The sequence below is a fragment of the Sphingobium sp. AntQ-1 genome, assembly GCF_028538045.1.
Lineage (GTDB): Bacteria > Pseudomonadota > Alphaproteobacteria > Sphingomonadales > Sphingomonadaceae > Sphingobium > Sphingobium cupriresistens.
In genome coordinates, this window is sequence record NZ_CP117158.1 from 1 (window position 1) to 25,222 (window position 25,222).

General features: G+C 66.9%; 27 protein-coding genes. 24 read left to right on the forward strand and 3 right to left on the reverse strand.

The window, feature by feature from the left end:
* The 21 genes from sphantq_RS00005 to sphantq_RS00105 all read left to right on the forward strand — a co-directional run bounded on the left by sphantq_RS00005 (window position 1) and on the right by sphantq_RS00105 (window position 18,601).
* The gene (locus sphantq_RS00005) at window positions 1-888 is read left to right on the forward strand and encodes a replication initiator protein A (protein ID WP_272799250.1); all 888 of its coding nucleotides are present in this window, start codon (window positions 1-3) and stop codon (window positions 886-888) included.
* Between the two features lie 208 nt (window positions 889-1,096).
* Window positions 1,097-1,735, forward strand: a complete 639-nt coding sequence (parA, locus tag sphantq_RS00010) for a ParA family partition ATPase (RefSeq protein WP_272799251.1) — start codon at window positions 1,097-1,099, stop codon at window positions 1,733-1,735.
* Window positions 1,732-1,983, forward strand: coding sequence for a hypothetical protein (locus sphantq_RS00015; protein WP_272799252.1), 252 nt, complete (start codon window positions 1,732-1,734; stop codon window positions 1,981-1,983). Before parA ends, sphantq_RS00015 begins: the two co-directional genes overlap by 4 nt.
* On the forward strand, window positions 1,983-2,501 hold the full coding sequence (locus sphantq_RS00020; RefSeq protein WP_272799253.1) for a DUF2840 domain-containing protein: 519 nt from the start codon (window positions 1,983-1,985) through the stop codon (window positions 2,499-2,501). Before sphantq_RS00015 ends, sphantq_RS00020 begins: the two co-directional genes overlap by 1 nt.
* Window positions 2,498-3,043, forward strand: coding sequence for a S26 family signal peptidase (locus sphantq_RS00025; protein WP_272799254.1), 546 nt, complete (start codon window positions 2,498-2,500; stop codon window positions 3,041-3,043). The genes sphantq_RS00020 and sphantq_RS00025 overlap by 4 nt, the downstream gene beginning before the upstream one ends.
* A gap of 45 nt (window positions 3,044-3,088) precedes the next feature.
* Window positions 3,089-3,427: a DUF736 domain-containing protein gene (locus sphantq_RS00030; RefSeq protein ID WP_272799255.1), complete on the forward strand. Its 339-nt coding sequence runs from the start codon at window positions 3,089-3,091 to the stop codon at window positions 3,425-3,427.
* 3 nt (window positions 3,428-3,430) lie between these two features.
* Window positions 3,431-4,195, forward strand: a complete 765-nt coding sequence (locus sphantq_RS00035) for a lytic transglycosylase domain-containing protein (protein ID WP_272799256.1) — start codon at window positions 3,431-3,433, stop codon at window positions 4,193-4,195.
* Window positions 4,196-4,439: 244 nt separating this feature from the next.
* Entirely contained in the window at window positions 4,440-6,179 is a 1,740-nt protein-coding gene (locus sphantq_RS00040) for a relaxase/mobilization nuclease domain-containing protein (RefSeq protein WP_091740192.1), read from the forward strand.
* 25 nt (window positions 6,180-6,204) lie between these two features.
* Complete coding sequence (locus sphantq_RS00045; protein WP_091740194.1) at window positions 6,205-8,193, forward strand: conjugal transfer protein TraG; 1,989 nt, start codon at window positions 6,205-6,207, stop codon at window positions 8,191-8,193.
* Window positions 8,194-8,201: 8 nt separating this feature from the next.
* Window positions 8,202-8,636, forward strand: coding sequence for a CopG family transcriptional regulator (locus sphantq_RS00050; RefSeq protein ID WP_091740197.1), 435 nt, complete (start codon window positions 8,202-8,204; stop codon window positions 8,634-8,636).
* A gap of 217 nt (window positions 8,637-8,853) precedes the next feature.
* Entirely contained in the window at window positions 8,854-9,789 is a 936-nt protein-coding gene (gene trbB, locus sphantq_RS00055) for a P-type conjugative transfer ATPase TrbB (protein WP_342666787.1), read from the forward strand.
* Window positions 9,786-10,118, forward strand: coding sequence for a TrbC/VirB2 family protein (locus sphantq_RS00060; protein WP_091740203.1), 333 nt, complete (start codon window positions 9,786-9,788; stop codon window positions 10,116-10,118). Before trbB ends, sphantq_RS00060 begins: the two co-directional genes overlap by 4 nt.
* A complete protein-coding gene (locus tag sphantq_RS00065) occupies window positions 10,118-10,399 on the forward strand; it encodes a VirB3 family type IV secretion system protein (protein WP_091740206.1) in 282 nt (93 codons plus the stop codon). Before sphantq_RS00060 ends, sphantq_RS00065 begins: the two co-directional genes overlap by 1 nt.
* A 12-nt stretch (window positions 10,400-10,411) precedes the next feature.
* Window positions 10,412-12,868, forward strand: coding sequence for a conjugal transfer protein TrbE (gene trbE / locus sphantq_RS00070; protein ID WP_091740209.1), 2,457 nt, complete (start codon window positions 10,412-10,414; stop codon window positions 12,866-12,868).
* Window positions 12,865-13,641: a P-type conjugative transfer protein TrbJ gene (gene trbJ / locus sphantq_RS00075; protein WP_091740212.1), complete on the forward strand. Its 777-nt coding sequence runs from the start codon at window positions 12,865-12,867 to the stop codon at window positions 13,639-13,641. The genes trbE and trbJ overlap by 4 nt, the downstream gene beginning before the upstream one ends.
* Before the next feature lie 10 nt (window positions 13,642-13,651).
* On the forward strand, window positions 13,652-14,041 hold the full coding sequence (trbK-alt, locus tag sphantq_RS00080) for a putative entry exclusion protein TrbK-alt (RefSeq protein ID WP_091740215.1): 390 nt from the start codon (window positions 13,652-13,654) through the stop codon (window positions 14,039-14,041).
* 4 nt (window positions 14,042-14,045) lie between these two features.
* Complete coding sequence (trbL, locus tag sphantq_RS00085) at window positions 14,046-15,410, forward strand: P-type conjugative transfer protein TrbL (RefSeq protein ID WP_091740218.1); 1,365 nt, start codon at window positions 14,046-14,048, stop codon at window positions 15,408-15,410.
* Window positions 15,410-16,093, forward strand: coding sequence for a conjugal transfer protein TrbF (gene trbF, locus sphantq_RS00090; RefSeq protein ID WP_272799257.1), 684 nt, complete (start codon window positions 15,410-15,412; stop codon window positions 16,091-16,093). Before trbL ends, trbF begins: the two co-directional genes overlap by 1 nt.
* Window positions 16,090-17,139: a P-type conjugative transfer protein TrbG gene (gene trbG / locus sphantq_RS00095; protein WP_091740224.1), complete on the forward strand. Its 1,050-nt coding sequence runs from the start codon at window positions 16,090-16,092 to the stop codon at window positions 17,137-17,139. The genes trbF and trbG overlap by 4 nt, the downstream gene beginning before the upstream one ends.
* Window positions 17,136-18,359, forward strand: coding sequence for a TrbI/VirB10 family protein (locus sphantq_RS00100; protein WP_272799258.1), 1,224 nt, complete (start codon window positions 17,136-17,138; stop codon window positions 18,357-18,359). Before trbG ends, sphantq_RS00100 begins: the two co-directional genes overlap by 4 nt.
* A gap of 2 nt (window positions 18,360-18,361) precedes the next feature.
* Entirely contained in the window at window positions 18,362-18,601 is a 240-nt protein-coding gene (locus tag sphantq_RS00105; RefSeq protein ID WP_091740231.1) for a DUF2274 domain-containing protein, read from the forward strand.
* On the opposite strand, the gene sphantq_RS00110 is transcribed toward sphantq_RS00105, so the two are convergent.
* From sphantq_RS00110 to sphantq_RS00120, 3 genes are all read right to left on the reverse strand, one after another.
* Complete coding sequence (locus sphantq_RS00110) at window positions 18,534-19,532, reverse strand: LysR family transcriptional regulator (protein ID WP_091740233.1); 999 nt, start codon at window positions 19,530-19,532, stop codon at window positions 18,534-18,536. The genes sphantq_RS00105 and sphantq_RS00110 overlap by 68 nt on opposite strands.
* A gap of 199 nt (window positions 19,533-19,731) precedes the next feature.
* Entirely contained in the window at window positions 19,732-20,223 is a 492-nt protein-coding gene (locus sphantq_RS00115) for a DoxX family protein (RefSeq protein WP_091740236.1), read from the reverse strand.
* A 99-nt stretch (window positions 20,224-20,322) separates the two neighbouring features.
* Complete coding sequence (locus sphantq_RS00120) at window positions 20,323-20,937, reverse strand: TetR/AcrR family transcriptional regulator (protein ID WP_272799259.1); 615 nt, start codon at window positions 20,935-20,937, stop codon at window positions 20,323-20,325.
* Between the two features lie 99 nt (window positions 20,938-21,036).
* Between sphantq_RS00120 and sphantq_RS00125 the strand changes: the two genes are divergently transcribed.
* The 3 genes from sphantq_RS00125 to sphantq_RS00135 are packed head-to-tail and all read left to right on the forward strand — an operon-like array spanning window position 21,037 to window position 25,208.
* Entirely contained in the window at window positions 21,037-22,473 is a 1,437-nt protein-coding gene (locus tag sphantq_RS00125) for an efflux transporter outer membrane subunit (protein WP_272799260.1), read from the forward strand.
* A 3-nt stretch (window positions 22,474-22,476) separates the two neighbouring features.
* Window positions 22,477-23,640 carry an HlyD family secretion protein gene (locus sphantq_RS00130; protein ID WP_091740245.1) on the forward strand — a complete coding sequence of 388 codons (1,164 nt, stop codon included), beginning with the start codon at window positions 22,477-22,479 and terminating at the stop codon, window positions 23,638-23,640.
* A gap of 20 nt (window positions 23,641-23,660) precedes the next feature.
* Window positions 23,661-25,208, forward strand: a complete 1,548-nt coding sequence (locus sphantq_RS00135; protein ID WP_272799261.1) for a DHA2 family efflux MFS transporter permease subunit — start codon at window positions 23,661-23,663, stop codon at window positions 25,206-25,208.
* The last annotated feature ends 14 nt before the right edge of the window (window positions 25,209-25,222 follow it).

A 25,222-nucleotide genomic window follows, 5' to 3' on the forward strand; every position in this document is an offset into this window, starting at 1 on the left:
GTGTCGTCCCACCCCCACCATCGCGAGGAGCGCGCGCAGCTCGATCTGTTCCGGGCGCTGCCCGGCGATCTCGCACCCCGCGACGCGCAGGACCTCATGGCCTATCCGTTCTTCTCGCTCGCCAAGTCGAAGCGCCTGGCGCCGATCGACTTCAAGGCGGGGTCGGTGAAGATCCGCGTCGAAGCCGTGCCCGAGCATGGCATGGCCACGATCTGGGACGCCGACGTCCTAATCTGGGCAGCTTCGCAGATCGTCGAAGCGCGCGATGTCGGCTTGCGACCGTCGCGCCTGATGGCGACCACACCTTATGAAATTCTGAACTTCATCGGCCGCGGCGTGTCGCTCCGCGACTACGACCGCCTCAAGGCCGCGCTCGACCGGCTGCAGTCGACCACGGTCGCGACCTCTATCCGCCAGCCGACAGAACGGCGGATGCACCGCTTCTCCTGGATCAACGAATGGAAGGAACGCGCCGATCACCGCGGCCGCCCGCTCGGCCTCGAGCTGATTGTCCCCGACTGGTTCTACGGCGCCGTGCTTGACGACGCGCTCGTGCTGACGATCGACCGCAAATACTTCGATCTCACCGGCGGCCTGGAGCGCTGGCTCTACCGTCTCGTGCGCAAGCACGGGGGCAAACAGGAGTTCGGCTGGAGTTTCGACTTCCCCCACCTCCACGCCAAATCCGGCAGCCTCTCGCCGCTCAAGCACTTCGCCTACGACCTGCGCGAGATCGTCCGCCGCCAGCCGCTGCCCGGCTATCGCCTGACCATCGAGCAATGCGTCGGCGGCCCCGAAATCCTGTCCTTCGTACCAACCGATCCCGACGCCCTCGGCATCCCGCGCCGCCGACGCCGCTCGACAACTCGCCCTGGGGATAAGCTGTGAATCATCTCGTGCTATCAGGGACCGGCACTATCGTGCCATCGGGGACCGGACTCTCGTGCTATCGGGGACCGAAATCGCCGATTCATCGCGCTGAATCAGCAGCTTGCGAGCCCCGTAACTTATCTAACCTAGATTCCTACGGAATCTTTCTAACGCGAACCCGTTTTTCGGCCGCTGTGGACGAGTCCCCGATCGCCGGGAGACCGTCATGATCATCGCGTTCCTCAACCAGAAGGGCGGCGTCGGCAAGACGACGCTGGCACTGCATCTCGCCGGCGAATGGGCGCGGGGCGGTAAGCGGGTCACGCTGATCGACGCCGATCCGCAAGGCTCGGCGCTGGACTGGTCGCAGCAACGCAGCCGGGAGGGATTGCAGCGGCTGTTCGGTGTCGTCGGCCTGGCGCGCGACACACTCCATCGCGAAGCGCCGGAGCTGGCGCGTGACGTCGATCACGTCGTCATCGACGGACCGCCGCGTGTCGCCGGTCTGATGCGCTCGGCGCTGCTCGCCGCCGACCTCGTGCTGATCCCAGTGCAGCCGTCACCGCTCGACGGTTGGGCGTCGGCCGAGATGCTTGCGCTGCTCAATGAAGCACGCATCTACCGCCCAGAGCTTGCCGCTCGCTTCGTGCTGAACCGCTGCGCGGCGCGCACCGTGCTCGCCCGCGAAACCGTCGAGACGCTCGCCGACCACGACCCGCCATTGCTCGCGACGACCATCGGTCAGCGCATCGTCTTCGCCGATGTCGTGCAGACCGGCCGGATCGCCGCGGAGCAGGACCAGGATTGTCCGGGTGCGCGCGAGATCACCGCGCTCGCGGCCGAAATCTTGAGGATCGGTGCATGAGCGAACGATCTCCCAAGCGTGGGTTCGCATCTCGGCCAGGCGATCCAGAAAACTGGATCAAGGCGCCCGATCGCCAGACACAGCGACCGCAATCCGCCGACGACTTCTCGGCTCGGCTGACCATCGACGTCACCGCCGACATGCGCGGCCGCATCAAGATTGCGGCCTTCCAGCGCGGCCAGACTGTCGCCGACATGCTCCGCACGCTGCTCGAACGCGAATTCCCACAATCCCAAGGAGACGACTGATGTCCGGCCTTGCTGCCGTATCCGCGCGCGCCGGCCGCGCACCTCCCGCGCCGCCTGCGGATCTCACCAAAGTCGAACTCGTCTGGATCGAGAAGCAAATCGAGCACTGGATTCGTTTCGGCCGCGAGGTCCGCGAACAGGTCCTCGACCGTCGCCGCCGTATCCTCTTCTTCCCTTCCGGCGCGGTCTTCGCGCTGGTGCGCTGGGCCGCGAACGAGCACGGCACCATGCTCTCCCGCCTCGACATTCTGCGCGCGGTGGGTCCTCGCGAACCCTGCCAGACAATCCCGACCGTGACGCCCGGCGGCGACATTCTGCTGCGCGTCGACGGCTGGCCGAGGGTGGAGCGCATGCTCCAGCTCATCGACGCGATCGAGGCCATCGGCATCGATCCGGCCGAGGTCGCGCCCGATTACTGGCGGCACGTTCACAATCGCCTGGCCGTCGGCGAGACGCCGCGCGCCTACACGACGCAGCGCCATCGCGCCTTTCTCCTGGCGCGGAGGATCGGCGCATGACCCGGCTTGGCTACGCCGTCACCACGACGGGCGCCGTGTCGTTGCTCGGCATCCTATCGATCGTTTCCTTCGCGCCGAAGCTGATCTGGAATGCGTCGGCCAGCACGCCGATCGGCCTCTATGCCATCGCGCCAAACCCGTCCCCCGAGGTCACCGATCTGGTCGCCGTGCGTGCGCCCGAGCCCCTCGCGAGCTTCCTCGCCGAGGGCGGTTATCTGCCGCGCGGCGTACCGCTTATCAAGCACGTCGCGGCGCTTCCTGGCCAACGCGTTTGCAGGACCGGCCTCGCCATCACTGTCGACGCCGTACCGATGGGCGACGCGCTCGACCGCGATCGTCGCGGCAATCCGCTGCCCGTCTGGCAGGGCTGCCGCGTCGTCGCCGAGGGCGAGCTATTCCTGATGAACTGGCAGGTCCGCGACAGCCTCGACGGCCGCTACTTCGGACCGCTTCCCGCCTCCGCCGTCATCGGCCGGGCCATTCCTCTCTACACCGACGAGGACGGCGATGGTCGCTTCGTCTGGCGCGCGACGACGCGGTGACGACGTGCCCGTTCCCAACCTCACCGCACATCAATGGAGGCAATCATGTCCCTGATCGGTCAATTTAGCCGCACCACGTCGGGCTATGCCGGGCGCATCAAAACGCTCGCTCTCGACGCCGACCTGGTGCTTGTGCCCGCCGAGCAATCCGACGCGGAGAACGCGCCGGATTATCGCGTTCATCTCGGATCGGATGAGGACGGTCCCGAAGTTGGAGCCGGCTGGAAGCGCACCGGCGAGAAGGCCGGCGAATACGTCTCGCTGCAACTCGACGATCCGACCTTCAGCCAACCGGTCCGCGCTAACCTGTTCCAGTCGGCCGACGACAAGTCCGCCTGGGGTCTGCACTGGAACCGCCCGCCCCGGCGCAGCGAGCGGGACTGAACGATGTCGGCCCGCCGCCATCGCGCTGTCGCCGGCCGGCATTCCACCGTCCGGCGCACAGCCTTCCTTCTCCTTTCCGGCCTGCTGACCGCCGCGCCGCTTTGCGCCGACGCGAATGCACAGACCGTGTCGGGCGAACGCCTCTCTCGCGTCGATCCCTACGCCGCCTTGATCGCCGAGGCTGCGCGACGATTTGGCGTTCCCGAACATTGGATTCGTGCGGTCATGCGCGTCGAAAGCGCCGGCGACATGCGCGCCATCTCATCGGCCGGCGCGATGGGCCTGATGCAGATCATGCCCGCGACCTGGGCAAATTTGCGCGCTCGACATGGTCTCGGCAACGACCCCTACGACCCGCGCGATAACATCATGGCGGGCGCGGCGTATCTGCGCGAGATGCACGATCGATACGGCTCGCCCGGCTTTCTGGCGGCCTACAACGCTGGTCCCGGCCGCTACGAGGAATATCGGGCGACCGGCCGCCCGTTGCCGGCCGAAACACGCGCCTATGTCGCCGCCCTCGCACCGATCATCGGCGGCGGCGATCTCGCTGCCCCCGTCACGGTGGCGACCGCCGATCCGCTCGCCTGGACCCGTGCGCCACTCTTCATCGTGCAGGTCGACAGCAGCGCGGGTGCAGTCCAGCGGCAGCGGGACGGCGATCCGGCCGCACCCTCTGCGCGGGAGTCCGCTCGCGATCCGGACCTGCCTGCACCGCGATCGGACGGCCTATTCGTGGCGCGGACTGATACTGCGGGGCCGCGATGAGTGGTTTCGCACTCCATGCGGCATTGTCGGGTTCTGGCGTGGAGTTGGCGTCAGAGGCGGGAAAAACAGGCAGCACAACCGAACGATGGCGAGATAAAAGCGCGCGATGTGCGGCCTGGCGCGGTCGTGTGTTTTCAGAGACTTATGGCGCATTTGCGCGAGGTGCGCCTGATCGGCGGAGCCTGCGCCATCGCGATTTCTGCAAGGATTTCCTCGGCTTTGCAAGATGTGCGGGGCCTCGACCATGAGCGGCGAGGACGATTTCCGCATCCGGCCTGGCCGCATCCGCTCGACCCGCGCCCAGCAGGCGCGGCCCTTCATCGCCCAGGCGCTGGCGGCCGCCCAGCGCGCCGGCGGCAGCGTCTCGCGCTCCGGCAAGATCAGCTCGGGCAACCGCTCGCGGTTCGGTCGAGGCCAGCGCGCAACGGTGCAGGCCAATCGTCTGCTCACCAGCCGATCGCGCAACACAGTGATCAAGACACGCGTCGTCCGGCACACCGCTCGGGCCGCGCCGCTCTCCGCCCACCTCAGCTATCTGCGGCGCGAGGGCGTCACCCGGGATGGAGAGAAGGCCCGGCTGTTCGGGCCGGAGACCGAGGACGCCGATCCCAAGGCCTTCGCGGAGCGGACCCAGGACGACCGGCATCACTTCCGGTTCATCGTCTCGCCCGAGGACGCGACGGAGATGTCCGACCTTAAAACCTATGCCCGCGACCTGATGGGGCAGATGGAGAAGGACCTGGCTACCCGCCTCGACTGGGTCTGCGTCGATCACTGGAACACGGATAATCCCCACGTCCACATCATCCTGCGCGGGCGCACCGATGACGGCCAGGACCTCGTGATCTCTCGCGACTACATCAAGGAAGGCATGCGCGCCCGCGCACAGGATCTCGTCACCCAAGAGCTGGGGCCGCGCACCGATCACGAGATACGCCGCAATCTGGAACGCCAGATCGAGGCCGAGCGCTGGACCAATCTCGATCGCCAACTCGCCCGGGACAGCTATCGCACCGGCGTCGTCGATCTGGCTCCGCACTCCGATCGCCAGCCCGACGAATTCCACGCGATGAAAGTCGGTCGGCTGCGAAAGCTGGAGACGCTCGGCCTCGCCGATCAGGTCGGCCCTGGCCAATGGGTCGTATCCGAGAATGCCGAGGCGACCCTGCGCGAGCTGGGCGAGCGTGGCGACATCATCAAGCGCATTCACCGGGGTCTGACCGAGCGCGGCATCGAGCGCGGTGCGGCCAGCTATGTGCTGGCCGGCGAGAGCATTGACGATCCTGTCGTCGGCCGGCTGGTCGATCGCGGTCTCGACGACGAGCTGAAGGGCACGACCTACGCCGTTGTCGATGGCACGGACGGACGCACCCATCACATCAAACTGCCCGACCTCGACGCTGCCGGCGACAGCGCGCCGGGCTCGATCGTGGAGCTGCGCAAGTTCGACGACGCGCGCGGCCAACGACGCGTCGCGATCGCCGTGCGCTCCGACCTCGACATCGAGCGGCAGGTCACCGCGACCGGCGCGACCTGGCTCGACCGGCAGGCAATCGCCCGCGATCCTGTCGCGCTCGGCGGCGGGGGCTTCGGCGCGGAGGTGCGCGAGGCGATGGAGAGGCGAGCCGAACATCTTATTGGTGAGGGTCTCGCCGAGCGGCAACCGCGCGGCGTCAGCTTCTCGCCCGGGCTGATCGACACACTGCGACAGCGCGAAGTGGAGGCCCTTGGGGAGAAGCTCGCGGCCGAGACCGGCCGCCAATTCACCAAGGCCGCCACAGGCGAATACGTGGCGGGCACCTATCGCCAGCGCTTCGCGCTCGCATCGGGCCGCTTCGCCATGATCGACGACGGCCTCGGCTTCCAGCTCGTGCCCTGGTCGCCGTCCCTCGAACGTCAGGTCGGTCAGCACGTCTCCGGCGTGTCGCGCGGCGCCGGCGGCGTCGACTGGAGCTTCGGCCGCAACCGCGGCCTCGGCATGTAGCCCAACCATGAAAGGAGTACCCGCCATGTCGGCGACCAAAATCCTCTGGGGCCAGATTCTCACCGTCTTCCTGATCGTGCTCATGACGACTTGGGCGGCGACGCAGTGGACGGCCTATCGGCTCGGCTTCCAACAGCAGCTCGGAGTTCCGTGGTTCGACCTGGCTGGCTGCCCGATTTACTATCCGCCCGCCATCTTCTGGTGGTGGTACTTCTATGATGCCTATGCGCCGCCGATCTTCATCGAAGGCGCCTATATCGCGGCGTCAGGCGGCTTCATCTCCATCGCCGTCGCGATCGGCATGTCCCTCTGGCGGGCGCGTGAGGCCAAGAATGCCGAGACGTTCGGTTCCGCCCGATGGGCCGATGCTCGCGAAGTGAGCGCCGCCGGCCTCTTGGGCGCGGATGGCGTCGTCCTCGGAAAATTTGAGCGCGACTATCTCCGCCATGACGGCCCCGAGCATGTGCTGTGCTTTGCACCCACGCGTTCCGGCAAGGGCGTCGGCCTGGTCGTGCCGTCGCTGCTCACCTGGCCCGGCTCAGCTATCGTCCATGACATCAAGGGGGAGAACTGGACACTCACCGCCGGCTATCGCGCACGGCATGGTCGCGTGCTGCTGTTCGATCCGACCAATACGAAATCGGCCGCCTACAATCCGCTGCTCGAGGTGCGTCGCGGCGAGTGGGAGGTCCGCGACGTGCAGAACATCGCCGACATCTTGGTCGATCCGGAAGGCTCGCTTGAAAAGCGAAATCACTGGGAGAAAACGAGCCATGCGCTGCTCGTCGGCGCGATCCTGCACGTGCTCTATGCCGAGGCCGACAAGACCCTGGCAGGCGTCGCTGCCTTCCTCTCCGATCCGAAGCGGCCGATCGAGTCGACGCTGGCCGCCATGATGAAGACAGCCCACCTTGGCGAGGCCGGCCCGCATCCGGTGATCGCCAGTGCTGCGCGCGAGCTGCTCAACAAATCGGACAACGAGCGGTCGGGCGTTCTGTCCACCGCGATGTCGTTCCTCGGTCTCTATCGTGACCCCGTCGTCGCCGAGGTCACCCGCCGCTGCGACTGGCGCATCGTCGATATCGTTGGCGGCAAGCATCCGACGACGCTCTACCTCGTGGTGCCGCCGTCCGATATCAACCGGACCAAGCCGCTGATCCGCCTGATCCTCAATCAGGTCGGTCGGCGGCTCACCGAGGATCTGCAGGCGAAGGGCAACCGTCATCGGTTGCTGCTGATGCTCGATGAGTTTCCAGCGCTCGGCCGCCTCGACTTCTTCGAGAGTGCCTTGGCATTCATGGCGGGCTACGGTCTCAAAGCCTTCCTCATCGCCCAGTCGCTGAACCAGATCGAGAAGGCTTACGGCCCGAACAACTCGATCCTCGATAACTGCCATGTGCGCGTCAGCTTCGCGACGAATGACGAGCGGACCGCCAAGCGTGTTTCAGACGCCCTCGGCACCGCGACAGAGCTGCGCGCGATGAAGAACTATGCCGGTCATCGCCTGTCGCCCTGGCTCGGTCACATGATGGTGTCGCGTTCGGAAACGGCCCGGCAACTGATGACGCCCGGCGAGATCATGCAACTTCCGCCATCGGACGAAATCGTCATGGTCGCCGGCACCCCGCCGATCCGCGCGAAAAAGGCGCGATACTATGAGGATCTCCGATTTCAGGAACGCATCGTAGCGCCACCGAACCTGGTGAAGCCGACAACGGCCCGACCGGACGACTGGAGTACGCTGCCCCTTCCAGCGACGCCGACCGTGTCGATCGCGACTGGCGGCGGGAGCGGGTCGGAGGATGAGGATACGACCGACTCCGAGCGCCGGCACCAGCCAGAACTGAGCCGCGCAAAGCCCGTCGAGCCTAAGCAACCCATCGAAAACGAATTTGAGATCGATCCCCGCGATGACGCCGATGAGGACGCCGCACGCCTCTCGCGCATGAACCAGACCATGCGCCAGGTCGCACGCCAGGCGTCGCTCGATCCCGGCGATGGCATCGAGCTTTAGGAGGCAGCATGGCAAAATCTCCCAAGAAGCAGCGGCTGTCGGTCTATCTCGAACCCGACGTCATGAGGACGCTCGCCGCACATGCCGCCCGGCGCGATCAATCCCTCTCGCTGATCGCAGAAGCCGGCATCGCCTCTTTCCTGTCGCCTGACGCTGCCGAACGGCAGGAGGCTGCGACGACGAAGCGGCTCGACCAGATCGACCGACGAATGGCGCGGATGGAGCGCGACCTTGGGATCGCCGTCGAAACGCTGGCCGTGTTCATCCGCTTCTGGTTGACGACGAACCCGCCGCTCCCCGAGCCTGCCCAGGCCGCGGCGCGCGCCAAAGCCGGCGAGCGCTACGAGGCGTTCGTCACCGCGCTCGGACGGCGACTCGCTCACGGGCCGAAACTTCGACAAGAGATTTCGGAGGACATCGCGCCCGCGCACGACGCGGATTAATCACGACAGCGTACACCGCAAGTATTCCGGCATTCCGCCGTTTACCTGTATTTGTACGCCACAGTACGACGACCACATTATGGTTGTTGTCAGGCCGTGATTTCTGCCTCCTCTACTCATCCCCGATCCAGGGCCGCATGTCGCGGACCTGCAAGAGAACGGGGACGACGTGGCGGCCACTCACCAGAAATCGGAGGCGATCCTTCGCGGCGCGCGCATGCTGCGCACGGCCCTCGGGCCGGCGATCGCTCGATTTCTGGAAGACCCCGCGATCGTCGAGGTGATGCTCAACCCCGATGGGCGGCTCTGGATCGACCAGCTTTCCGAAGGGCTTTCCGACACAGGCGAGCTGCTGTCGCCTTCGGACGGCGAGCGGATCATCCGTCTAGTCGCCCATCATGTCGGCGCTGAGGTTCATCCCGGCGCCCCGCGTGTCTCGGCCGAGCTGCCCGAGACGGGGGAGCGGTTCGAGGGGCTGTTGCCTCCCGTGGTGTCCGCGCCGGCCTTTGCAATCCGTAAGCCCGCCGTCGCGGTCTTCACGCTCGACGATTATGTCGCCGCCGGGATCATGGTTGCGGGTCAGGCCGAGACCTTGCGCCAGGCCGTAGCCGACCGGCGCAACATCCTCGTAGCCGGCGGCACCTCGACCGGGAAGACCACTCTCACCAACGCGCTGCTGGCCGAGATCTCGAAGACCTCGGACCGCGTCGTCCTGATCGAAGATACGCGCGAGCTGCAATGCGCCGCGCCCAATCTGGTCGCGATGCGGACCAAAGACGGCGTCGCCTCGCTCTCCGATCTTGTCCGCTCCTCGCTCCGCCTGCGCCCCGATCGCATCCCGATCGGCGAGGTGCGTGGGGCCGAGGCGCTCGATCTGTTGAAGGCCTGGGGCACCGGACACCCCGGCGGCGTCGGAACAATCCACGCCGGCACCGCCATCGGCGCGCTGCGTCGCATGGAGCAGCTCATCCAGGAAGCCGTCGTCACCGTCCCGCGCGCGCTGATCGCCGAGACGATCGACCTGGTCGCCGTGCTGTCCGGTCGCGGCGCGTCGCGCCGCCTCACCGAACTCGCCCGCATCGAGGGCCTCGGCCCCGACGGCGACTACCGCGTCACCCCCGCAAGCCAGCCCCTCACAGGAGACCCGTCATGATCCAGCATGCTTTGCGCATCCGCCGCCACATCGCCACGGCGGTGTCCGTCACCATCGTAACGCTGGCGCTCGCGCCGGCCGCCCACGCCTCCGGCTCGTCGATGCCGTGGGAGGCGCCGCTGCAATCGATCCTCGAATCGATCGAGGGACCGGTCGCCAAGATCATCGCTGTGATGATCATCATCATCACCGGCCTGACGCTGGCCTTCGGCGACACGTCGGGCGGCGCGCGTAAGCTGATCCAGATCGTCTTCGGCCTGTCGATCGCCTTCGCCGCGTCCAGCTTCTTCCTGTCCTTCTTCTCGTTTGGCGGCGGGGCGCTCGTCTGATGGCCGATGGCGTCGACCATGGCGGCGAGCTGCCGGGCTTCTCGGTTCCGGTGCATCGGGCGCTTACCGAGCACATCCTGCTCGGCGGCGCGCCGCGCTCGCTCGCCATCCTCAACGGCACATTGGCGGCCGCGCTGGGCCTGGGCCTTCGGCTCTGGCTGGTCGGTCTCGGCCTCTGGGCTGTCGGGCATTTCGCGGCCGTCTGGGCCGCCAAGCGTGATCCGCAGTTCGTCGACGTCGTGCGCAAGCATCTGCGCATCCCCGGCCACCTGTCGGTCTGATGAGCGGCGCCGATGATGAACCTCGCCGAATATCGCAACCGCAACACCCGGCTCGCCGACTTCCTGCCCTGGGTCGCTTTGGTCGGCGAAGGGATCGTGCTGAACAAGGACGGCAGCCTGCAGCGCACCGCGCGCTTCCGCGGCCCCGACCTCGACAGCGCCGTGCCGGCCGAGCTGGTCGCCGTCGCCGGCCGGCTCAACAACGCCTTTCGTCGCCTCGGCTCCGGCTGGGCGATCTTCGTCGAAGCGCAGCGCCATGGCGCGGCGACCTATCCGGCCAGCATGTTCGCCGACAGCGCCTCCGCCTTGGTCGACGCCGAACGCAAGGCCGACTTCGAGGAGGCCGGCGCGCATTTCGAGTCCAGCTACTTCCTGACCTTCCTCTATTTGCCGCCGGCCGAGGATGCCGCCCGCGCTGAGACCTGGCTCTACGAGGGCCGCGATCACGCCGGCGTCGATGCACACGAGATCCTGCGCGGCCTCGCCGACCGCACCGATCGCATCCTCCAGCTCATCGACGCCTTCATGCCGGAATGCGCCTGGCTCGATGACGGCGAGACGCTGACCTATCTGCATTCGACCGTCTCGACGAAGCGGCATCGCGTTCGCGTTCCCGAGACGCCGATGTATCTCGATGCGCTGCTGGCCGATCAGCCGCTCACCGGCGGGCTGGAGCCGCGCTTGGGCGATGCGCATGTCCGCATCCTCACCATTGTCGGCTTCCCGACCGCGACCACGCCCGGCATCCTCGACGAGCTGAACCGGCTGGCCTTTCCCTATCGCTGGTCCACGCGCGCCGTTCTGCTCGACAAGACCGACGCGACCAAGCTGCTGACCAAGATCAGGCGACAATGGTTCGCCAAGCGCAAGTCGATCGCCGCCATTCTGAAGGAAGTGATGACCAACGAGGCGTCGGCGCTGGTCGACACCGATGCTTCGAACAAGGCGGCCGATGCGGACATGGCGTTGCAGGAGCTGGGCGCGGACTATGCCGGCCAGGCCTATGTGACGGCGACGATCACTGTCTGGGATGATGACCCGCGCATCGCCGCCGAGAAGCTGCGGATGGTCGAGAAGGTGATCCAGGGCCGCGACTTCACCGCGATGCCCGAGACGATCAACGCGGTGGACGCCTGGCTCGGCTCGTTGCCCGGTCATGTCTACGCCAATGTCCGCCAGCCCCCGATCAACACATTGAATCTCGCCCACATGATCCCGCTGTCGGCGGTGTGGGCGGGACCGGAACGCGACGAGCATTTTGCAGCACCCCCACTGCTGTTCGGCAAGACCGAAGGCTCGACCCCGTTCCGGCTTTCCATCCATGTCGGCGATGTCGGCCATACGCTGATCGTCGGCCCGACCGGCGCCGGCAAGTCGGTGCTGCTGGCGCTCATGGCGCTGCAGTTCCGGCGCTATCCGCAATCCCAAGTCTTCGCCTTCGACTTCGGTGGCTCCATCCGCGCCGCCGCGCTCGCCATGCGCGGCGACTGGCACGATCTCGGCGGCGGCCTCACGGAGGGCTCAAAAGACAGCGTGTCGCTTCAGCCGCTCGCGCGCATCGACGATGTCGCCGAGCGCGCCTGGGCCTCCGATTGGCTGGTCGCGATCTTAGGACGCGAGAGCGTGCCGCTCACGCCCGAGGTTAAGGAGCACCTCTGGTCAGCGCTGTCATCGCTGGCGTCCGCGCCTATCAGCGAGCGGACGCTGACGGGTCTTTCCGTCCTGCTGCAGTCCAACGACCTGAAACAGGCGCTCCGACCCTATTGCGTCGGCGGTCCCTATGGCCGGTTGCTCGACGCCGAGGCCGAGCATCTGGGCGAAGCCAATGTTCAGGTCTTCGAGACCGAAGGGCTGATTGGCACTGGAGCCGCTGCCGCCGTGCTCGCCTATCTCTTCCACCGCATCGAGGACCGCTTGGACGGTCGCCCGACGCTACTGATCGTGGATGAAGGCTGGCTGGCGCTGGACGACGAGGGCTTCGCCGGTCAGCTCCGCGAGTGGCTGAAGACGCTGCGAAAGAAGAACGCCAGCGTCATCTTCGCCACGCAGTCGCTGTCGGACATCGATGGGTCGGCGATCGCGCCGGCCATCATCGAAAGTTGCCAGACCCGCATCCTGCTCCCGAACGAGCGGGCCATCGAGCCGCAGATCACGGCCATCTATCGCCGGTTCGGGCTCAACGATCGCCAGATCGAGATCCTCGCGCGGGCGATGCCCAAGCGCGACTATTACTGCCAGTCCCGGCGCGGCAACCGGCTGTTCGAGCTGGGCTTGTCGGACGTGGCGCTCGCGCTCTGCGCCGCCTCATCAAAGCAGCATCAGGCACTGATCGCCGAGGTCCACGCCCGCAGCGGCACTGACGGCTTCCTTGTCGAGTGGCTTGCCGAAAATCGGCTCGCTTGGGCCGCCGACCTCATCGCCGACCTCACCAACGTCATCCCCCAAACCGATCCGGAGGCACGCTCATGACCCGTACCGTTCGTTCCCGCTCGCGCGCGCTGCGCATGACCGCCGCGCTGCTGACGGTTTCCGTCGCCGCGATCCCGTTCATGGCCGCGCCCGCCCACGCGCAGTTTGGCGGGATCGTCTACGACCCCACCAACCACGCACAGAATCTCCTGACCGCCACGCGGGCGCTTCAGCAGATCAACAACCAGATCACGTCGCTTCAGAACGAGGCGACCGGTCTGATCAACCAGGCGCGTAACCTCACGAGCCTGCCATTCTCGTCGCTCCAGCATCTCCAGCAGTCCGTCCAGCGGACGCAACAGCTTTTGGGCGAAGCGCAGCGCATCGCCTACAATGTGCAGAACATCGACCAGGCGTTCCGCACCACCTACGGCAACGCGTCGATGTCCGCCTCGGACCAGCAGCTCGTGGCCGGCGCGCGCGAGCGTTGGCAGAATACCGTCGGGGGCCTGCAGGACGCGATGCGCGTCCAGGCCGGCGTCGTCGGCAACATCGACACGAACCGGACCCAGATGTCGGCGCTGGTCGGCCAGAGCCAGGGCGCGACCGGCGCGCTGCAGGCGACACAGGCCGGCAACCAGCTTCTCGCCCTGCAAGCGCAGCAACTCGCGGACCTGACGGCTGTGGTCGCCGCAAACGGTCGCGCGCAGAGCTTGACCGAGGCCGAGCGCGCGGCCGCGGCCGAGCAAGGTCGCGAGCAGCGCCGTCGCTTCCTGACGCCGGGCAGCGGCTACCAGCCGGGCAACGCCCGCATGTTCCCTAACGGCAACTGAGGGCGCGGCCATGGACGGCAAGATGCTCGCCCGGCTCGGCGCCGTCGTGTTCGTCGCGGTCGCGATCACTGCGACCGCGATCGAGATGAGCCGGAAAGAGGAAGCGCCCGAGGCGTGGCCGTCCGGCCGCGCTGCCGTGACCGCGGCCGACCCATTGCGCGACGCGCTGATCCGCTGCCAGACGCTCGGCGAAGCCGGTCCCCGCGACCCCGCCTGCTTGCGGGCTTGGGCCGAAAACCGCAACCGCTTCCTCGCGCCCGGCGCGCGACCTGCCGAGCGACTGCCGGACATGCCGCCGGCGCCGCGAAACGACCCCACTCCCCAACCGGGCCGTACCGATCAGCCGGCCTTGGAGCCCGCCGCGCCGATCGCGCCGCCGCAGCTCGACGAGGCGAGATAACATCATGGGCGGCACCGGCGTCATCGACCATTTCCTCGAGGTCTTCACCCGCTACATCGACAGCGGCTTCGGGTTGCTCAGCGGCGAAGTCGCCTTCATCGCCACCACCCTGATCGTCATCGACGTGACGCTGGCCGCACTCTTCTGGAGCTGGGGCGCCGACGACGACATCATGGCCCGCCTGGTGAAGAAGACGCTGTTTGTGGGCGTCTTCGCCTACATCATCGGCAACTGGAACAACCTCGCCCGGATCATCTTCGAAAGCTTCGCCGGGCTCGGCCTGAAAGCCAGCGGGACGAGCTTCACCACGGCTGATCTCATGCGCCCCGGCAAGGTCGCGCAGACCGGTCTCGACGCCGGACGGCCGCTGCTCGACTCGATTTCCAGTCTGATGGGCTATTGGTCGTTCTTCGAGAACTTCATCCAGATCGCCTGCATGTTCCTGGCCTGGGCGCTGGTGCTGCTCGCCTTCTTCATCCTCGCCATCCAGCTCTTCGTCACGCTCATCGAGTTCAAGCTGACGACGCTCGCTGGCTTCGTGCTGATCCCGTTCGGCCTGTTCGGCAAATCGGCCTTCATGGCCGAACGCGTGCTCGGCAACGTTATCTCTTCCGGCATCAAGGTTCTCGTCCTCGCCGTCATCATCGGCATCGGCTCGACCCTCTTCTCCGAGTTCACGTCCGGCTTCGGCGGGGCAACCCCCACCATCGACGAAGCGATGGCGATAGCGCTCGCCGCGCTGTCGCTGCTCGGCCTCGGCATCTTCGGTCCCGGCATCGCCAGTGGTCTCGTCTCCGGCGGCCCGCAGCTCAGCGCCGGCGCTGCGGTCGGCACCGGCATGGCCGCAGGCGGCATGGTGGCGCTCGGCGCTGGCGCCGTCGGCGCCGCCGCATCGGGTGGTGCTGCGTTGGCCGGTGGCGCCGCCGCCGCCGCTCGTGGCGGCGCTGCAGTCGCTGGCGGCGCATCCACCGCCTACAGCCTTGGCGCAGCCGGTCAGTCCGGCGCGTCCGGTGTGGCGTCCGGGCTCGGCGGGGTTGCCCGCGCTGGCGGCAGTGCTGCCGTCTCCCCCCTTCGCCGCGCCGCATCGCGTGCCGCCGAAAGCATGCGCTCGAGCTTCAACGCCGGCGGCAAAGCCGCGTTCGAGGCGACGGGCGGCACGTCCACCGCAGGCTCGATCGGCGGTGACGCGGCCGGTGACGGCACCGCTGCCGCCGCTTCCGCGACCGCGGGCGCTCCCCCGGCCTGGGCCCAGCGGATGCGCCGCTCCCAGCACATGACCCATGCCGTCCAGGCCACGGCCCACGCCGTCCGTACCGGCGACGCCCATGGCGGCGGCTCTTCTGTCAATCTTTCCGAAGGCGATCGCTGATGTTCAAACGACCAATCACCCATTACGGCAAAGCTTCCGAGCCGGAGACGCCCTATCAGCGGGCCGCCCAGGTCTGGGATGAACGCATCGGCGCCTCGCGTGTTCAGGCCAAGAACTGGCGGCTCATGGCGTTCGGTTCGCTGATCCTGTCGGCCGGCTTCGCGACCGCGCTCGTCGTGCAGTCGGCCCGCGGGACGATCGTGCCGTGGGTGGTGCAGGTCGACCGGCTCGGTCAGGCGCAGGCGGTTGCGCCCGCAGAGGCCGACTACCGGCCGACCGATCCGCAAATCGCCTTCCACCTCGCGCGTTTCATCGAGCAGGTTCGCTCGATTCCGGCCGACGCGATCATCGTGCGCCAGAATTGGCTGCGCGCCTATGATTTCACGACCGATCGCGGCGCCATGGCCCTGAACGATTACGCTCGGTCCAACGACCCGTTTGCGAAGGTCGGCCGCCAGCAGATCGCCGTCGATGTCTCCAGCGTCATTCGCGCGTCCCCCGACAGCTTCCGCGTCGCCTGGGTCGAGCGCCGCTATGAGAACGGCCAGCTCGCCGAGACCACGCGCTGGACCGCGATCCTGACGATCGTGGTGCAGATCCCGCGCAACGCCGACCGGCTCAGGGCGAACCCGCTCGGCATCTATGTCAACGCCGTCAACTGGTCACGGGAGCTTGGGCAATGAAGCCGTATTTCCGTAAAGCCGGAAACCCGGCTTCACACATTTCAACGATCCCGGCTCTGCGACGAAGCGCATTGCCGCTCCTGATGCTGGCGACGTCCGCGGTCGCCGGCTGCGCCACCAGCACTCCGCCGCCGGAGATTTCGTACGATGCCGCTGCTCCGGCGGTACAGACTGTGCCCCCCCCGGGGCCAGTCACCGTGGTCGAAATCCCGCGGCCGCTCCCCCTGCCCGGGCAGATGCAGCGCGTCGAACCCTCTCGATCCACGCCGGAGCCGACCGACCCGACGGCGCGCGTCAGCCAGGCCAATGCTGCTGCGCGCATGGAGCCGGTGCGCGACGGCTTCATCAACTCGATGCAGGTCTATCCGTTCACCCAGGGCGCGCTCTACCAAGTCTACACCGCCGTCGGACAGATCACCGACATCGCGTTGCAGCCGGGCGAGCAACTCGTCGGCTCGGGTCCGGTCGCCGCCGGCGATACGGTGCGCTGGATCATTGGCGACACGCAGAGCGGCGCCGGGCCGACCCTGCAGGTCCACATCCTGGTCAAGCCGACCCGGCCAGACCTGATGACCAACCTCATCATCAACACCAACCTGCGCACCTACCATATGGAACTCCGCTCGACCGAGCGCACCTACATGGCCTCGGTCTCGTGGCAGTACCCGCAGGATCAGCTCATCGCGCTGCGCCGGCAGAACAGCCAAGCCGAGGTCGCACAGCCCGTCGCATCGGGCGTCGACCTCGCCAACGTTAACTTCCGTTACGCAATCGACGGGGACCGGGCGCCATGGCGGCCGCTGCGCGCCTTCGACGACGGCCACCAGGTCTTCATCGAATTTCCGCGCGGCATCGGCCAGGGCGAGCTGCCGCCACTGTTCGTCGTCGGCTCCGAGGGCAACGTCTCGGAGTTGGTGAACTACCGGGTACGCGGCCACTACATGATCGTCGATCGACTCTTTGCCGCCGCCGAGCTGCGCATGGGGCCCGGCGATCGCCAGAAGCGCGTCCGCATCGTGCGCACCGATGGGAGCCCGACGTCGTGAGCGAGACCGAGCCGAGGAAAGAGGAAGAACTGGACGAGGAGGCGCGGCCGCTGACCGGGGACCCCGTCGGTCCGGCGCCGATGCGGCTTCGCGCAGAGCCGCCGCGCGTCACCCGCCTGTCGCGAAAGGTGCTGGCAGGCCTTGGCCTGATGGCCAGCGTCGGGATCGGCGGCGCGCTTATCTACTCCCTTCAGACGCCCGACGGCGGTCGGCCAAACGAGGAGCTCTACTCGACCGAGAACCGCGCGACGGCCGACGGCATCGCCGGCCTGCCACGTGACTATTCCGGCGTGCCTCAGCTCGGACCTCCGCTGCCGGGTGATCTCGGTCGGCCGATGCTGACCGCACAGAACAGAGGCCAGCCTGTTCCCGCGCCCGGCGTGGCCGCTCCCGGCCCGGGTTCCAGCCCAGAAGAGCAGAGGCGCATTCAGGAGCTTGAAGCGGCGCGCACGGCGCGTTTGTTCGCCGCCACCGAAACAATGACAGCGTCCGCACTACCGTCCCAGGCGACGCCTGCCACGCAACCGGCACCCGATCTCGCCGGTCTTGGCTTGGCCTCCTCGCCGGCGACGCCCACGCCACAGGACCGGCAGAACGCGTTCCTCAATGCGGCCGCCGGCCGACGCACCGCCGCTCCCGATCGCGTCGCCGCGCCGGCGTCGCTAAACATTTTGCAGGCCGGAGCCGTGATTTCCGCCGCACTGATCACGGGGATCCGTTCGGACCTTCCCGGTCAGATAACCGCCCAGGTTACCGAGAACATCTACGACAGCCCTACGGGCCGCATCCTGCTGGTGCCGCAAGGGACACGGGTCATCGGTGAGTACGATAGCAACGTTCAGTCGGGGCAAAGCCGCGTGCTCTTGGTCTGGTGCCGACTGATTTTCCCGAACGGCCGGTCGATCGTCCTCGACCGTCAACCGGGTGCTGACGCTGAAGGCTTCGCAGGCCTGCAGGACCGTGTCGATTATCACTGGTGGGACCTTGCCAAGGCAGCGGGGCTTTCAACGCTGCTCGGCGTCGGCGCGGAGCTTGCCGTCGATGATGACGATCGTTTGATTCAAGCGATCCGCAACGGCGGCCAGGATACGATCAATGATGCTGGGCAGCAGATGGTTCGGAGACAGCTCAACATTGCACCCACGCTGACCATCCGGCCGGGGTCCCCGGTGCACGTTCTCGTCACGCGCGACCTCCTGCTCGAGCCATATGGAGGGTGATCATGGCAAAGCTGAAGCTGTCCGGCATCCCGAACCAAAAGCCGGTCAAGGTCACCGTCGAACTACCCGCCGCCCTGCATAGGGAGTTGGTCGCCTATGCTGAAATTCTTGGACGAGAAGCGGGCCAGGCGATCGGTGATCCCTCCGTGCTGATCGCACCCATGGTTCAACGCTTCATAGAAACAGATCGGGGATTTGCGCGGGCACGCCGGGAGGAGCGAGGAGCGCCATCAGTGGCATAAGGATTCCAACGGCCGTTCGCCGTGCTGACGCGGCTGCGATTTTCACCGCGCGCGCGACGCTCATCAATCGCTTCAACGCCGGATTTGAGTTTCTCGCAGACCAGATGGCGCTCGACTCAAGTACGCCCGTTTCGCCGGCGACCCTGCAGGCGACTACGCCCTGCTGCTTGGTATCGACAAATGAAGTCTCGACCAGAGTGAGTCCGTATCCAATGGCGACGAGGTTCATGAGTGTCTCGCGCCCGACTTGCTGAATACGGACATCGGGCTGAAATCCGAACTCAGCCAATCGCCTAACCAGAAAATTGTGGATCTCTGCCCCGGGACCGCCAGCGCTGACGATGAAAGTCTCATGACGAACCTCGTCCCAAGTAATCTCATCTCTACCGGCCAACGGGTGCTCGGAAGGCATGGCTATGAACACGCTCTCCTTCCAGAGCATCTCAGCGAGGTAGCCAGGCGCAGCCTCAACGCCGGTGAGAAACAAGATGTCCAAGTGCCCTGTCGCCAAGCAGTGGAGGCACTCTTGGGGCGTCGCTTCGTGAATGACGACCTCGACATTCGGATGTTTGTCTCGAAACGCCGCTAGCATCTCGCGCAGATGGCCCGAATTCAGGGAGGCGAGGATCCCAACGTGAATCACCCCCCGTTCGCCCCGGTCCGCTGAAGCGGCTAGCTGCATGGCACGATCCAGATAATTGACGCCCCGCGCAGCCTCCGACAGAAACCGGGCTCCAGCTCGGGTCAGCCGGATGCCGGCAGGCGTCCTGTCGAACACAGCGAATCCCAGGCGGCGCTCCAGCAACTGCACGCGCCTCGTAATCGATGACTGGGACGCACCCAGCACCTCTGCAGCCCTGCGAAAGCTTCCTTGCTCTGCGGCGACAATCAGATTTCGCAGGTACCTAAGGTCGAGTCCGAGATCGGGCATGATCCCCCTGGCATCGCATTGTCCCAAATGATCGGCGTTTCATCTACCTAGTCCTGGCATCGCGCCACGCCGAAGGGCACGTCGTTCGATCTGGGTTCTGGTCGGAGAGGCTAGCCGCATGAAATCTCAGTGCGTGACTGATTGGGGTAAGGTGCGGCGTAACCCTCCGACGCTGACCGCACCCCCGAGGTCCGGATCGTCAGCTGCCGCGAAAACGCGACCATCGGCGTTGGAGATAGTTGTCGACCGACCACGGCCCGGCACCCGCGATCGAGAGAGCCACAAGACCGGCGATATAGAGAAGATCGGTCTCGTAGCCCGGCTGTCCGAAATGCGCGCCACTGGCGTCGTAGGACATGAGCTTGATCGAGCTGAAGCCGTTCGGGAGGTGCACGGTGAAGATCGCGACGAGCAGTACCACGATCATGGGAACGGTTGCGAGTGGCACAAAGGCGCCGGCGATGATCATGAGGCCGCCGATGATCTCGACCGCGACGGTTCCCCAGCTCAGCAGTTCCGGGAACGGCATCCCGATGGAATGCAGGATGCCGGCGAAATTCTCAGGGCCCCGCGCGAGCTTGGCGTAGCCGTGGGCGAAGAAGCCATATCCAAGGATGAGGCGCAGCGGGAGCGCATACCAGCCTTGCGGCAACGGCAGCGGGGAGACCGCGTATTTCTGAAGCAATGACATTGGGGGTCCTAACTAACGCGTGGGCGCCCTTGTGATTACGTGGCAAGCTTGGCGGCGGTTACACCTCACGATCCAATCGACGCATCCGTCCTGCCGGCGCTATTCGCTCCTGCCCGGCGTCCCGGCGCCGTAAAGGCGCAGGAAGGCGTCCACGGCTGTGGCGGCCGCATCCTTGGGCGTGAACCACGGATCGGCGCCGAAGAGCAGCGGTTCGACCACGCCCGATTCAAGAAGCCCCTTCAGATGGGCCGCCAAGATCTGCGGGTCCGCCGGGCGCAATACTTCCCGACCCTGGAGCTCGACGAGATAGTCCCTGACCTGGCTCCAGGCGCTCTCGGGTCCGATCTTGAACAGCATCGCGCCAAGCTGTGAATTCCCTCCCTCGGCGATTGCGGCCCGCAGGATTGCGATGGCGTCGGATGACGTCAGCAGGGTCAGCTCGGCCTCCCCAAAGCGTCGCAGCACCGAGGCGACGTCCGGGTCCGAGGGGTCCAGCAGCCCGATCGCCTCCTGGCCCTGATCATCCAGCGCCGACACCATGGCCGCGGCGAAGAGCTCCTCTTTGGATTTGAAGTAGCTGTAGAGCGTGGCCTTGGACCCGCCGACCCGCGCGGCGATCGCGGCCATGCTGGCCCGCTGATAGCCCACCTCGCGAAAAACTTGGAGCGCGGCGCCCAGGATCGCCTGGCGTCGCCCGTCTGTCTTTACCCTCATGCCGGCTCCTTTCCTAAACCAGCCTGTACAGTTTTCCATTGCGAAGCAAGTCGGCCGCCATTACCAGACCGTACAGTCTACTTATAAGGGGGGTGGCCAATGAGACGTTCCGATCGGTCGGGCCGAGCGATCAGCTTCGGCGCCCTAGCCGGAGCCCTAGTGTTGAGCGGCTGCGCCATGCTTCCGGAAAGGGGAGATCTTCCATCGCTTGTCTCGCCAGACAGTCTGGCCAGCGCCAGCAGCCTCGCGGCGCCGCAAGCCGACTGGCCCTCCGATCGCTGGTGGGCCGCCTACGGCGATCCGCAGTTGTCCGGCCTGATCGAGGAGGGCTTGGCCGGGGCCGCCGATCTGCGAATCGCCCAGGCACGGTTCCAGCGCGCCGAGGCGATGGTACGCCAGTCGCGGAGCCGGCTCCTGCCCGCCTTGAACGCCAGCGCCGAATCCGGCGCGACCAAGCAGAGCTATAACTTCCTTATCCCTGGCGACGTCCTGCCGCAGGACTGGCCCGACTACGGCCAGGCCGCGCTCCGTCTCGATTGGGAGCTGGATTTCTGGGGCAAGAATCGCTCGGCCCTGGCGGCCGCGAGATCGGACAGCGCGGCGGCGGGAGCCGAGGCCGCAGCGGCGCGTCTCGCCGTCTCCTCGGGCATCGCTCAGGCCTACGCCGACCTCGCCGCGCTTTACGCCGAACACGACGCCCTCAGCGACGCGGTCCGAATCCGGGGCAGGACGTTCGACCTCATGGTGCGGCGCAAAGCCCAGGGCCTTGAGAACGACGGCGCCGTGGAGCGCGCGCGTTCGGCGCTGGCCACGACCCAGGGCGACTTGGCCGGCCTGGATGAGATGCTGGCGCTGACGCGCAATCGCATCGCCGTCCTGCTGGGCGCCGGTCCGGATCGCGGCGCCGCCATCAGCCGTCCCGCGGCCCTGGTCGACATGGCGTTTGGCCTGCCGGCGAACCTGCCGGCCGACCTGATCGGCCGCCGGCCCGACATCATCGCCGCGCGGCTCCGCAGCGAGGCCGCGGCCAGCCGCATCACTCAAGCGCGCGCCGCCTACTATCCCAACATCAATCTCGCCGGACTGATCGGCCTTCAGGCCCTCGGCGTCGAGAATGTGTTCAAGTCGGGGTCCGAGTTCGGCACGGTCGGCCCTGCCATCACCCTGCCGATCTTCGACGGGGGACGACTGGACGGGGGCTATCGCGCGTCCGAAGCCGACTACCGCGCCGCGGTGGCGCAGTATGACGGCGCCTTGGCCCAGGCTCTGCGGGACGTGGCCGACGCGACGGCCAGCGATCGGGCGCTGGGGCGCAGGCTCGAGCACGGCCTGGAGGCCGAACGGGCCGCGACCGCCGCCTGGACCGTCGCCAACAACCGCTATCGCGGCGGCCTGGCCACCTATCTCGACGTGCTCGCCGCCGAAGACGCGCTCGTCTCCGCGCGCCGGGCCGTCGCCGTCCTGAAAACTCGTGCCTTCGCCCTGGATGTCGCGCTCGTCCGCGCGCTGGGCGGCGGCTTCCGCTCTGAGGGTTAAGCCATGACCAACTCCACCCCCGACATCGATCACCCCCACACCCCCGTCGCAGACGGCCCCGGGCTCGACGATCTGCGCGTCAAGCGCACCCGACAACGGCTGTTCGTCGGCCTGGCCGCCACGGTCGCGGTGCTCGGCGCGGGCTATTTCGCCTACGGCGCCGTGATCGCCTCGAACCATGTGGAGACCGATAACGCCTATGTGGGCGCGAACGTCGCCCAGGTGACGCCGCTGATCGGCGGGCCGGTTCGCGAGGTGCTCGTCGACGATACCGTGGCGGTCAAGCGTGGCGACGTCCTCGTCCGGCTGGACGATACGGACGCAACGCTCGCCCTGGCCCGGGCCGAGGCCGAGCTGGCGGCGACCGAACGCCGTGTCCGCGGCCTGATCGCCAACGACAGCGGTCTTGGCGCGCAGATCACCGCCCGGGGCGCCGACCAGGCGCGGGCCGCCGCGCAGTTCGCGGCCGCCCGCGGCGATCTGGACCGGGCGCGGGTGGATCTTCAACGACGCGAGGCGCTGGTCACGTCGGGCTCGGTTTCGGAGGAGGAACTCACCGCTGCACGAAATGCGCACAGCACCGCGCTTGCGAACTACCAGGCCGCCGACGCGGCGCGCGCCCAGGCGGCGGCGAACCGGACGTCGGCCATCGGCAGCCGCAATGCGAACCGGGCTCTGATCGAAACCAGGGCCGGAGCCGACAACCCCGAAGTCCTCGCCGCGCGGGCCGCGCGCGATCAGGCCCGGGTCGATCTCGAGCGCACAGTTCTGCGCGCGCCCGTCGACGGGATCGTCTCCCGACGTCAGGTCCAGGTCGGCCAGCGCGTGCAAGCCGGCGCCATGCTGATGATCATCGTGCCGATCCAGGCCGCCTATGTGGACGCCAACTTCAAGGAAGGGCAGCTCAAGAAGGTGAGGCCCGGACAACGGGTCACGCTCACCTCCGATCTCTACGGGGAGAGCGTCGAGTATCACGGTACGGTCGTCGGCTTCTCCGGCGGCACGGGCGCGGCCTTCGCCGTGGTGCCCGCCCAGAACGCCACCGGGAACTGGATCAAGGTCGTCCAACGCCTGCCGGTGAGAATCCGACTCGATCCGAGGCAGCTCGCCGAACATCCCTTGCGCGTGGGCCTGTCGATGACCGTCGACATCGACGTCTCCAACTGATCAGCCGGGAGCGTCCTTCCATGGCCGAAGCCATCGCCCAACACGAAGATGAAGCTCACCGGCCCCTGACCGGCATGAAGCTCGCGATCGCCGCGACCTTGCTCGGCCTGGGCAATTTCCTCGTCATCCTCGACACGACCATCGCCAATGTGTCGATCCCGAACATCGCCGGCGGCCTTGGGGTGTCGGTCTCGCAAGCGACTTGGGTCATCACCTCCTACGCCGTGGCCGAAGCGATCATGGTGCCGCTCACCGGGTGGCTGGCGCGGCGGTTTGGCGGGCAACGGGTGTTCATCACCAGCTTCCTCGCCTTCGGCGTTCTCTCGCTGCTTTGCGGCCTGTCGAGCACCCTGGGCATGCTCATCGCCTCCCGGGTCCTCCTCGGCCTCGCCGGCGGCACGCTCATTCCCCTGTCCCTGACCCTGCTGCTGCGCGTCTTCCCGCGCGAGAAGGCCACGGTGGCCACGATCATCTGGGCGATGACGACCACGATCGCCCCGATCGCCGGCCCGATCCTGGGCGGCCTCCTGTCCGACAACATCGGATGGGAATGGATCTTCTATATCAAGATCCCCTTTGCGATCGCCGGCGGGCTCGGGCTGCTCTACATCTTCCGCGGCCGGGTCGAGGCGGTCATCAAGGCCCGGATCGACATCGTCGGGCTCGGGCTGCTCGTCGTCTGGGTCGGGGCCCTGCAGATCATGCTCGACGAGGGCCGCAACCACGACTGGTTCGCGGCCGCGGAAATCCGGCTCCTGGCGGCCGTCGCCGCAGTCGGCTTCGTGGCCTTCCTCATCTGGGAGCTGACGGAGAAGCACCCCATCGTCAATCTGCGGGTCTTCCGCCATCGCGGGTTCGTGGCGGCCTCGATCACCTATTGCGTGGCCTTCGGCACCTTCTTCGCCACGGTCGTCATCATCCCGCTCTGGCTCCAGTCGAACATGGGCTACACGGCCACCTGGGCGGGCTACGCCACCGGGATCATGGGCGTGCTGGCCATCATCGCCTCGCCGATCATCGGCAAGGCGGTCGAGACGATCGACGCTCGGCTGATCGTGTCGATCGGCGTCCTAGGGCTGGGCCTAGTCTCGGTGTGGCGGATGGGCTTCACGCCCGACATGGCCTTCATCCAGATGGCGGGGCCCATGCTGCTCACCGGCTTCTTCCTGATGATGTTCATCATTCCGGTCACGGGCCTTTGCATGGCGAGCGTGGATCCGGACGAGCAGGAGGACTCCGCCGGCATTTCCAACTTCATGCGCGTGCTGGGCGGCGCGTTCGCCACCTCCCTGGTTCAAACCGGCTGGACGAACGCGGCCCGGCACAATCAGGCCGAGCTGACCGGGGCGATGACGCAGGGACAGGCCACGCTCGATGGCATGATGGCCAGCGGCGCCCCGCCGGAGGCGGCGAGGACCCTGCTGGCCGGCCTCCTCGAAGGGCAGAGCTATATGCTGGCGACGCTCAATGTGTTCGCTGCGATCGCCATCTGCTTTGCGTTCGCGGCGACGCTGATCTGGTTCGTTCCCAAACCCAAGGGACCGATCAACACCTCCGGCGGGCACTGACCCGCCGCTCCCCT